This is a genomic window from Quisquiliibacterium sp. (assembly GCF_982640115.1).
On sequence record NZ_CEXFHW010000151.1, the window covers coordinates 1 to 10,153 of the forward strand.

Genomic DNA, 10,153 nt, shown 5'->3' on the forward strand with positions numbered 1-10,153 from the left:
CCCCTGTCGGGCTGGCTGCGGGCGGCGGGGATCGGTCCGGAACAGCTCGGCCTGGTGGTCTGGCCGCTCGAGGCCGCCAGCCCCGCCTTCGAGCACAACGGCGCCCGTGCGTTCAATCCCGCGTCCGCCATGAAGCTGCTCACCAGCTACGCCGGGCTGTCGATGCTCGGTCCCGAGTACCGCTGGCGCACCGGCGTCTTTCTGCGCGGCTCCTTGCGCGGCGACGTGCTCCAGGGCGATCTGGTGCTGCGCGGCGGCGGTGACCCCAAGCTGGTGGCCGAGGACCTCGCCCAGTTCGTGAGCCGGATGCGCGGCGAAGGCCTGCGTGAACTGCGTGGCGATCTGGTGATCGACGACAGCCTCTATGCGCCGATCGACGAGACCGCCGCCGCGTTCGATGGCGACCCCTCGCAGCCCTACAACGTGCTGCCGCATCCCCTGCTGATGAACTTCAAGTCGGCCCGTCTGCTCGTGCAGCCCGGCCGCGAGCGCGCCGAGATCGGCTTCGACCCGCCCCTGGCCGACCTGCGCATCGACAACCAGGTCCGCCTGCTCCCCGGTCCCTGCCGGCATGGTGTCGCCGGTCTGCAGGTTCGGGATGCGGCCGCGGCCGAGGCCGGTGCCTCGCGGGTGAGCATCAGTGGCAGCTATTCCGCCGGCTGTGGCGAGCAGAGCCTGTTCACGGCGCTGCTCAGCCACCGCCGCTTCATCCACGGCTTCTTCAAGGCGGCCTGGGAGTCGGCCGGCGGCGTGTTCCTGGGCGAGACCCGTGCCGAGCGCGGCGCCGGCCGCGGCCAGCCCTGGCTGGAGTGGGTCTCGCCACGCACCCTGGCCGAGGTGGTGCGCGACATCAACAAGTTCAGCAACAACGTCATGAGCCGAAACCTGCTGCTGCAGCTGGCCGCCGAGCCGGGCCGCGGAGCCTCGGCCGAGCCGGCCAGCGTCGAGCGGGCGCGGCGGGTGCTCGATCGATGGCTGGAGTCCATCGGCCTGCGCTTGCCTGAACTGGTGATCGAGAACGGCGCAGGGCTGTCCCGCATCGAGCGTCTGGCGCCGCTCAGCCTCGCGGCCCTGCTCAGGCATGCCGCGGCCAGCCCGGTGGCCGAGGTCTTCCGCCAGTCGCTCTCGGTGGTGGGCCGTGACGGCACCATGCGAAACCGCCTGGTCGGCGAGCCGGCGGCGGGCCAGGCCTGGGTCAAGACCGGCAGCCTGAACGAGGTTCGCAGCCTGGCCGGCTACGTCGATGCCGCCTCGGGTCGGCGGCAGGTGGTGGTGGCGTTCATCAACGGCCCGCGTGCCGAGATGGCGCCGTCGGTGCTCGATCAGCTCCTGCGGTGGGTCCACGCTCAGGCCTGAGCCTGCTCAGCCAAAGCCCCGAAACCGACAGATGGACCGATGAATGGCCGCAATTCATGCACTATAGTGCATTAATCAGCCATTCGACCGATTGACCCGTTGCGGCGGGCCTCCCTACAATCCGCCCACGTCTCCCGCCCGGCCCACCCCAGGGGCTCTCGGGTTCGGAGTCCGCGAGCCACGCTCGCCAACCAGCCTGTCGCCGTCGGTCCGATCGCCGCGGTGGCTTCGTCGGGCCTCAGGCCCGGCTTCGCCGGCCTTTCCATGCGCCGGCGGGCACATTCTGCGAGGGGTTGCTGCACTTCCGGTCTGCCCGGCGGTGTTCGCGTCCCCGCCGTCAGGAGGGTTCATGGATCGAGAGCAGCGGATTCAGTGGCTGTTCGGGGTGTTCGTGAGAGTCATTGGCGCGGTCCGGCTGGTTCGGATCAGTTCGCCCATGCTGGCCGGTCTGTCGCTGGCCATCGCTGGCTTTGCCGTCTCGCACCTGCCGCCGCCGGCCACCGACTTCGATTTTCCCCTGGGCGCCGCCCATCCCGCCGCGTCGCTCCAGACGGTGTCGCTGATCGGCGCGTCCGCCGATCCGGCCGAGACGGAGCGCCTGCCGGCTCTCAGCCGCGAGCAGCAGAACCTCGCCCGCTTCATCACGGGCACCTACCGGGTGGCCGCCAGCCAGACCCACTGGTTCGTCGACCACGCCTATCGCACCGCCCGTGAACTCAAGCTCGATCCCATGCTGATCCTGGCGATCATCTCGGTGGAATCGAGCTTCAATCCGCAGGCGCAGAGCCATCGGGGCGCCCAGGGCCTCATGCAGGTGCTCACCCGGGTCCATGCCGACAAGTTCTCGGCCTTCGGAGGCGTGGCCGCCGCGTTCGATCCGCTTGCCAACATCCAGGTGGGTGCGCAGATCCTGCATGAATACCTGCGGCGCGACGGCTCGGTCGAGCGGGCGCTCAAGGCGTATGTGGGCGCCGCCACCCTTCCCGATGACGGCGGCTATGGCGCGAAAGTCATCTTCGAGCGCGAGCGGATGGCGGCCGCGGCCGCCGGTCGGCCGGTGCCGCAGGCGCCCGCTGCGCCGGTGCGCCGGCCCGACGGCCGCGACGACCCGATTGCGCCGCGGGCCACCGAGCCCGGCGGGGTGTTGCGGCCGGAGGTCGCCTTTGCCGTCCGCTCAGGTTCGGGCATCCTGGAGAGCGCCGCCGAAATCCTCGATGCCGCGCCGCTGCACGGCAACGGGCGCAACGGCACCGAAAACTGACCCGACCGATCCGGCGCGCAGCTGCCGATCGAACCCGGGCCGTGATGCCTCAGCGGCCCAGCCAGCGGCCGATGCGCTGCGCCGCTTCCGCCAGTTCTTCCATGGGGCGCGTGAAGGTCAGCCGCAGATAGCGCTCGGGATGATGGCTGCCGAAGTCCCTGCCCGGCACCACCGATACCCAGGCCTCCTCCAGCAGACGGTCGGCGAACGCGCTGCTGTCGGGGCTGTGGGCGCTGCAGTCGGCATAGACATAGAACGCGCCGTCCGGGGTCACCGGCACCGACAGTCCGGCCTGCCGCAGCGCCGGCACGATGAAATCGCGGCGCCGCCGGAATTCGGCGCGACGCGCCTCGAAGATCTCGCCCGCCTCGGGCGTGAAGCAGGCCAGCGCAGCGTGCTGGGCCAGGGTGGAGGCGCAGATGTAGAGGTTCTGCGAGAGTTTCTCGAAGGCGCCCACCAGCGAGGGCGGCACCACCAGCCAGCCCAGTCGCCAGCCGGTCATGTGGAAGTACTTCGAGAAGCTGTTGGTCACGATCAGGTCGTCGCCCAGGGCCAGGGCGCTGCGCGCCGGCCCGTCGTGGCTCAGGCCGAGATAGATCTCGTCGATCAGCGAGAAGCCGCCGCGCTCGCGCACCAGCGCCACGATCGCGGCGAGGTCCGCGGGCGGAATCGCCGTGCCGGTGGGATTGGCCGGCGTGGCCAGCAGGGTGCCGCGGGTGCGCGGCCCCCAGTGCCGCGCGAGCAGCTCCGGCGTCATCTGGAAGCGGGTGTCGGGGCCCACCGGCACGCCCACCGGCTCGCCGTCGAAGGCGCTCACGAAATGCCGGTTGCAGGGATAGCTCGGATCGGTGAGCAGCACCTGTGCGCCGGGGTCGACCAGCGCGCAGCAGGCCAGCGAGAGTGCCGCGCTGGCGCCGGCGGTGACCACGATGCGGGCCGGGTCGATGTCGAGATCGTGGCGCATGCCGTAGTCAGCGGCGATCGCCCGGCGCAGCGGCTCGATGCCGGTGGCGGCGGTGTACTCGGTGTGGCCGGCGCGGGCCGCGCGCTCGAGCGCGTCGATCACCGGGGCGGGCGCCTTGAAGTCGGGCTCGCCGATGCTCATGTGGATCACCGGACGCCCGGCCTGCTGCAGCGCGACGGCCCGCTTCATCAGTTCCATGGTCTGGAAAGGCTGGATGCGGGCAGTGCGGGCGGAAAGCGTGGGGGGCGTCATGGATGGGGCAGGCGTGGCGGACGAGGGACGGGCCGGCGCAGCCCGAGGAGCGCCTGCCGGGCAGGCGGCGAATCAGCGGCCGATGAACTCGGGCGGCTGCTTGGCGAGGAACGCATGGTACCCGCGCCGGAAGTCCTCGGTGTCGAAGCAGTCGAAGCCCTCGAGATACTCGCCCTGCGTCAGCGGCGCGGGTTCACGCAGGCGCCGCGCGAAGCGCTTGTGCCAGCGCGCCACCAGCGGTGCGCCCGCGGCGATGCGTTCGGCGCTGGCCCGGGCCTCGCCAGCCACCTGGTCGTCAGGCACCACCCGCGTGACCAGGCGTTTTTCGCGGGCCTCGCGGGCGTCGAAGATGCGGCCTTCCAGCAGGATCTCGAGCGCCACGTCGGCGCCCACCAGGCGTACCAGCGGCGCCATCTCGGGATGGGCCATCACCAGGCCGAGGTTCTTGATCGGCGCACCAAAGCGGCTGCCTTCACCGCAGATCCGGATATCGCACAGCGCCGCGAGTTCCAGCCCGCCGCCGACGCAGATGCCGTGGATCTGCGCCACGATCGGATGACGGCAGGCCTCGAGCGCGGCGGCGGTCTGATGCATGTCGCGGCCATAGGCGATCGCCTGTTCGCGATTGGCGCGCTCGGTGGCGAACTCGGCGATGTCGTTGCCGGGCGAGAAGCTCTTCTCGCCCGCGCCCCGCAGGATCAGGCAGCGCAGCGAGTCGTCGGCCGACAGCGTGCGGAAGACCTCGCCGAGGTCGCGCCACATCGCACGGGTGAGGGCATTGAGCTTGGCCGGACGATTGATCACCACGGTGGCGATCCAGCCTTCGCGCTCGATCAGGATCTCGGACATGGAAAAACTCCTACTCGGCGCGTACGCCGAGGTCCTTGACCATGGTGGCGTATTTCGCCAGCTCGGCCCGGATGAAGGTGGCGAACTCCTCGGGGTTGCGCGGCCCGGTGTAGATCAGCCCTTGCGGCTCGAGCTTGCCGCGCACCGCGGGGTCTTCCAGTGAGCGCCGGGTGGCATCGGCGATGCGCAGCACCAGATCGCGCGGCAGGCCCCTGGGCCCCATCACCGAGTACCAGTTGGTGACATCGAAGCCGCGGATGCCAGCCTCCTGGAAGGTGGGCACCTCGGGCAGTTGCGCCAGCCGTGTCGCGGTGGAGATGGCCAGCGCCCGCAGCCGCCCGCCCTGGATGTGCGGCAGCACCGGCGGCAGGGTGTCGAAGTTCATGCTGACCTGGCCGGCCAGCAGATCGCCCACGGCCTGACCGCTGCCCTTGTAGGGGATGTGCGTGATCTGGGTGCCGGTGAGGCGGGTGAAGAGCGCGCCGGCCAGATGCTGCGAGCTGCCCACGCCCGAGGAGGCATAGGTGAGCACCCCGGGCTTGCTGCGCGCCAGCGTGACCAGTTCCTCGACATTGCGTGCCCCCACCGAGGGATGGATGGCGAGCACATTGGGCACGTGACCGATGTAGTGGATGGGGCTGAAGTCGGTGGCGGGGTCGTAGGGCACCCGACTCATGACATTGGGCGCGATCACATTCGAGTTGGCGTGGCCCATCAGCAGGGTGTAGCCGTCAGGGGCGGACTTGGCCACCAGGTCGGCACCGATCATGCCGGAGGCGCCCGCGCGGTTCTCCACCACCACCTGGGTGCCGAGCAGCTCACCCAGCCGCGGCGCCATGGTGCGCGCGACGATGTCGGTGCCTCCGCCGGGGGCAAAGCCCACGATCAGGCGGATGGGGCGGCTGGGCCAGGCCTGCGCGCGGCCAGCTCGGGGCAGGGTGGCAAGGCTGCCCGCGCCGAGGAGGGCGATCAGGCCGCGGCGGCGGTCGGTGAGGATGGTCATGGCGTGTCTCCGTTGTGGCAGGCGTCCCAGCGGCGCCCGGGTCTTGTCGTGCGGCGGCTCAGCCGGCGGCGAGTTCCTGCATGGCGGCCTGCACGCCGCCCGGCGTTGAGCGGATGCCGGCCAGGCCGAGCGACATCTCCACCCCGGCCAGCGTGCCGAGCAGCGTGAGGTCGTTGAAGTCGCCGAGATGCCCGATGCGGAACACCTTGCCGGCGACCTTGCCCAGGCCCTGGCCGAGCGAGAGATTGAATCGCTGCAGGGCCACCCGCCGCAGCGCGTCGGCATCCTGACCCTCGGGCACACGCACCGCGGTAAGCGCCGGGCTGTACTCCTCGGGGTTGGCGCACAGGATCTCCAGACCCCAGCCGCGCACCGCCGCACGGGTGGCGCGGGCATGGCGTTCGTGGCGCGCGAACACCGCAGGCAGGCCCTCCTCGAGCAGCATCGCGATCGCCTCGTGAAGGCCGTAGAGCAGGTTGGTGGCCGGGGTATAGGGGAAGAAGCCGTTGGCATTGGGGCCGAGCATGTCCTGCCAGTCCCAGTAGGAGCGGGGCAGGCGCGCCTGCTCGCTCGCCTTCAGCGCCCGCTCGCTCACGGCGTTGAAGGACAGGCCGGGCGGCAGCATGAGGCCCTTCTGCGAGCCGGCCACGGTGACATCCACGCCCCACTCGTCGTGCCGGTAATCCACCGAGCCCAGCGAGGAAATGGTGTCGACCATCAGCAGCGCCGGATGGCCGGTACGGTCGATCGCCGCGCGTACCCGTGGAATGCGGGTGGTGACCCCGGTGGAGGTTTCGTTGTGAACCACGCACACCGCCTTGATCCGATGACCGGTGTCGGCGGCGAGCTCGCGGGCGATCGCCTCGTCATCGGCGCCGCGGCGCCAGTCACCCTCGATGAAGTTGACGGTCAGGCCGAGCCGACCGGCCAGCCGCTTCCAGAGGGTGGCGAACTGCCCGGTCTCGGCCATGAGCACGGTGTCGCCGGGCGACAGGGTGTTCACCAGTGCCGCCTCCCAGGCACCGGTGCCCGAGGACGGATAGATGATCACCGGGCCGCGGGTCTGGAAGATCTCCCGGATGCCGGCGAGCACCGACTGGCCCAGGCGCTGGAACTCCGGCCCGCGGTGGTCGATGGTGGGGTAGTCCATCGCGCGAAGGATCCGGTCCGGCACATTGGTGGGGCCGGGAATCTGCAGGAAGTGACGCCCGCTGGGATGGGCGTTCAGGGCCAGGCCCCGGGAGAGTTTCATGGCATCGCTCCGCGCGAGAGTGGTGCCCGGCCGTGATCGGACAGGCGTATCGGGGTGACGGCTTGAGCCGGGAACGGCTTGAGAGCTTGAATTTTGTATGCAAAAATGCGACGAATCAAGTCTGGATCCGCAAGCCAATTCCCTAGACCCGCAAGCCAATGCCGTTGTTTTCCAGCGGCGAACCCCTGTAAGCCCTGTTTTGCATGCAATCACAGTCTGCTCACGAAGCTGCTCCTCCGCCTGCAGCCGCTGCCGGGCCTGCCGCGCCGATCGATCCGATCGGCCGCCGTCCGCTGCACGAGGAGGTCGCCGAGCGGCTTCGTGACTGGATCACCGAGGGGCGCCTGCCGGCTGGGTCCCGCCTCAACGAGCGGGTGCTCTGCCAGTCCCTCGGGGTGTCGCGCACCCCGCTGCGCGAAGCCCTGAAGGTGCTGGCGGCGCAGCGCCTGGTCGATCTCCATCCCAACCGCGGCGCCTCGGTGGCCGCGCCCTCGGCCGACGATGTCCGCCACCTCTTCGAGCTGATGGCGGCGCTCGAGGGGCTTTCGGGCGAGCTCGCCGCGCTGCGCCGCGACGACGCGCAGCTGCGCGAGATCCGGGCGCTGCACTTCGAGATGCTCGCTGCCCATGCGCGTGACGACCTGCCCGGCTACTACCGGGTCAACCGGGCCATCCATGAGGCCATCAACCGCTGCGCGCGCAACCCCATGCTCACCCAGACCTATCACAGCGTGAACCTGCGCATCCAGCACCTGCGCTTCCGATCGAACTTCAACCGGGCGCGCTGGGACGCGGCGGTGGCCGAGCATCAGCGCATGCTCGAGGCACTGAGCAACCGCGATGCGGCCGAGTTGCGCCGCCTGCTCGAGCAGCACCTGAGCAGCAAGCTCGACGCGGTGCTCGAGTCCCTCGAGCCGGGTGACGCGTCCGCGTCGGTGACGCCGCCGGCGAAGACGGGCGGGCAGGCGGTCGCGCAGGCACAGGTGCGTGCACAGGCACAGGCACAGGCACAGGCGCGCGCGGATGCGCACGCGCAGCCCGGCAAACAGCCGGAGCGGATTTCGTGAGTGCGGTGCCGGCGGTGCGACCGGTGGCGGCACCCGCGCTCGAGCGCAGCCGCCTTGCCCAGCGCCTGCGCCGGGTGCTGCGCGGCCAGGTGCTGTTCGACGCCGCCTCGCGCGGACGCTACGCGACCGACGCTTCCATCTACCAGGTGCAGCCGGTGGGCGTGGTGGTACCGGCCGACGAGGCCGATGCGCTCGCCGCGATCGACCTTGCCCGCGAGACCGGCACCGCCATCCTGCCCCGCGGTGCCGGCACCAGCCAGTGCGGCCAGACCGTGGGCGAGGCCCTGGTCATCGACACCAGCCCGCGACTGAACCAGATCATCGCCTTCGACAAGGCGGCCGCCACGGTCGAGGTCCAGCCCGGGGTGGTGCTCGACCAGCTCAACGCCTTCCTCAAGCCGCACGGGCTGTGGTTTCCGGTCGATGTCTCCACCTCGGCCCAGGCCACGCTGGGCGGCATGGCCGGCAACAATTCCTGCGGCTCGCGCTCGATCGCCTACGGCAACATGGTCCACAACGTGCTGGGGATCGATGCGGTGCTGGCCGACGGCACGCAGGAGTACTTCGGGCCCTTCGGCGCCGATGCCGCGCGGCCGATGCGCTCGGCGCGCACCGCGTCGCTGGTCTCCTCGCTCTTCGAGCTGGGTGCCCGGGAACGCGACGAGATCGAGCGCCAGTGGCCCACCGTGATGCGCCGCGTGGGCGGCTACAACCTCGATGTCTTCCATCCGCGTTCGGAGCGGCCCTACACCCCTGACGGCTCGGTCAATCTCGCCCACCTGCTGGTCGGATCCGAGGGCACGCTCGCCTGGTTCCGTCGCCTGCACCTGAAGCTCGCGCCGCTGCCCGTGCACAAGGTGCTGGGGGTGGTCAACTTCCCGAGCTTCCACCAGGCGATGGACAGCGCGCAGCACCTGGTGACGCTGGGTCCGGTGGCCGTTGAATTGGTGGATCGCACCATGATCGAACTGGCCCGCGCCAATCCGGTGTTCCGGCCGGTGATCGAGACCGCGCTGATCGGCCGGCCCGAGGCGATCCTGCTGGTGGAATTCGCGGGCGAGGATCGGGCCGCGCTGCTGCGTCGCCTGGCGCAGCTTGAAGAGATGATGGCCGATCTCGGCCTGCCCCGCTCGGTGGTGGCCATGCCCGAGGACAAGCCGCAGAAGGCGCTCTGGGAGGTCCGCAAGGCCGGCCTGAACATCATGATGTCGCTGCGCGGCGACGGCAAACCGGTGAGCTTCATCGAAGACTGCGCAGTGCCGCTCGAGCACCTGGCCGAGTACACCGCGCGCCTGACCGAGGTCTTCGCCCGCCACGGCACCCGCGGCACCTGGTATGCCCATGCCTCGGTGGGCACGCTGCATGTGCGGCCGATCCTCGACATGCGGGCGGGCGACGCCCGCAAGATGCGCGCGATCGCCGAGGAGGCCGCGGCGCTGGTGCGCCGCTACAAGGGCGCGTTCTCTGGTGAGCACGGCGACGGCCTGGTGCGCAGCGAGTGGGTTGCCTGGCAGTTCGGCCCGCGCCTCACCCGAGCCTTCGAAGACCTCAAGGATCTCTTCGACCCGCAGGGGCTGATGAACCCCGGCAAGATCGTGCGTGCCACCCGCATGGACGAGGAGCGGCTGTTCCGCTTCCCGCCCGGCTACCAGGCCCGGCCGCTGACCACCGCGCTCGACTGGTCGGCCTGGAATGTGAAGGCCGATCCGGTCACCGAGCAGGTCGGCGAGCCCGGCAGCGGCGGCGACCCCAGCGGCGGCTTCGCCAAGGCGGTCGAGATGTGCAACAACAACGGCCACTGCCGCAAGTTCGATGCCGGCACCATGTGCCCGAGCTGGCGGGTCACCCGCGACGAGCGCCACGGCGTTCGCGGCCGCGCCAATACCCTGCGGCTGGCGCTGTCCGGGCAGCTCGGCCCCGACGCGCTCACCTCGCCGGCGATGCGCGAGACCCTGAGCCTGTGCGTGAGCTGCAAGGGCTGCCGGCGCGACTGCCCCACCGGCGTCGACATGGCCCGCATGAAGATCGAGTTCCTGCACCACTGGCAGCAGCGCCACGGCCTGAGCCTGCGCGAGCGTCTGGTGGCCTTCCTGCCGCGCTACGCGCCGATGGCCGCGCGCTTCGCGCCGCTGCTCAACCTGCGCAACCG

General features: G+C 70.5%; 7 protein-coding genes and 1 pseudogene. 4 read left to right on the top strand and 4 right to left on the bottom strand.

All coding sequences use genetic code 11. The features are described from left to right. Both dacB and AC2H6A_RS14915 read left to right on the top strand, forming a co-directional pair. Positions 1-1,356, top strand: a 1,356-nt coding sequence (dacB, locus tag AC2H6A_RS14910) for a D-alanyl-D-alanine carboxypeptidase/D-alanyl-D-alanine endopeptidase (RefSeq protein WP_484274392.1), incomplete at its 5' end; no start/stop codon positions are given. Between the two features lie 349 nt (positions 1,357-1,705). After that, positions 1,706-2,617, top strand: coding sequence for a lytic transglycosylase domain-containing protein (locus tag AC2H6A_RS14915; RefSeq protein ID WP_484274393.1), 912 nt, complete (start codon positions 1,706-1,708; stop codon positions 2,615-2,617). A gap of 49 nt (positions 2,618-2,666) precedes the next feature. Here the strand turns inward: AC2H6A_RS14915 and AC2H6A_RS14920 are convergent, their stop codons facing one another. The 4 genes from AC2H6A_RS14920 to AC2H6A_RS14935 all read right to left on the bottom strand — a co-directional run bounded on the left by AC2H6A_RS14920 (position 2,667) and on the right by AC2H6A_RS14935 (position 6,937). Continuing rightward, on the bottom strand, positions 2,667-3,833 hold the full coding sequence (locus tag AC2H6A_RS14920; protein WP_484274394.1) for a pyridoxal phosphate-dependent aminotransferase: 1,167 nt from the start codon (positions 3,831-3,833) through the stop codon (positions 2,667-2,669). Positions 3,834-3,905: 72 nt separating this feature from the next. Then, complete coding sequence (locus AC2H6A_RS14925) at positions 3,906-4,682, bottom strand: enoyl-CoA hydratase/isomerase family protein (RefSeq protein WP_484274396.1); 777 nt, start codon at positions 4,680-4,682, stop codon at positions 3,906-3,908. A gap of 10 nt (positions 4,683-4,692) precedes the next feature. Next, on the bottom strand, positions 4,693-5,685 hold the full coding sequence (locus tag AC2H6A_RS14930; protein ID WP_484274398.1) for a Bug family tripartite tricarboxylate transporter substrate binding protein: 993 nt from the start codon (positions 5,683-5,685) through the stop codon (positions 4,693-4,695). Positions 5,686-5,743: 58 nt separating this feature from the next. Beyond that, the gene (locus tag AC2H6A_RS14935; RefSeq protein WP_484274400.1) at positions 5,744-6,937 is read right to left on the bottom strand and encodes a pyridoxal-phosphate-dependent aminotransferase family protein; all 1,194 of its coding nucleotides are present in this window, start codon (positions 6,935-6,937) and stop codon (positions 5,744-5,746) included. 203 nt (positions 6,938-7,140) lie between these two features. Here AC2H6A_RS14935 and AC2H6A_RS14940 point away from each other — a divergent pair. Together AC2H6A_RS14940 and AC2H6A_RS14945 are read left to right on the top strand one after the other, a co-directional pair. Further along, positions 7,141-7,866, top strand: a pseudogene (locus tag AC2H6A_RS14940) (GntR family transcriptional regulator); the annotation flags it as partial. Positions 7,867-8,000: 134 nt separating this feature from the next. Next, a partial coding sequence (locus tag AC2H6A_RS14945; RefSeq protein WP_484274401.1) for an FAD-binding and (Fe-S)-binding domain-containing protein occupies positions 8,001-10,153 on the top strand: 2,153 nt, incomplete at its 3' end.

Bases quoted from the DNA above. Each gene is read 5' to 3' on its own strand.
- AC2H6A_RS14915 (WP_484274393.1), top strand. From the start codon at position 1,706: ATGGATCGAGAGCAGCGGATTCAGTGGCTGTTCGGGGTGTTCGTGAGA.
- AC2H6A_RS14920 (WP_484274394.1), bottom strand. From the start codon at position 3,833: ATGACGCCCCCCACGCTTTCCGCCCGCACTGCCCGCATCCAGCCTTTC.
- AC2H6A_RS14925 (WP_484274396.1), bottom strand. From the start codon at position 4,682: ATGTCCGAGATCCTGATCGAGCGCGAAGGCTGGATCGCCACCGTGGTG.
- AC2H6A_RS14930 (WP_484274398.1), bottom strand. From the start codon at position 5,685: ATGACCATCCTCACCGACCGCCGCCGCGGCCTGATCGCCCTCCTCGGC.
- AC2H6A_RS14935 (WP_484274400.1), bottom strand. From the start codon at position 6,937: ATGAAACTCTCCCGGGGCCTGGCCCTGAACGCCCATCCCAGCGGGCGT.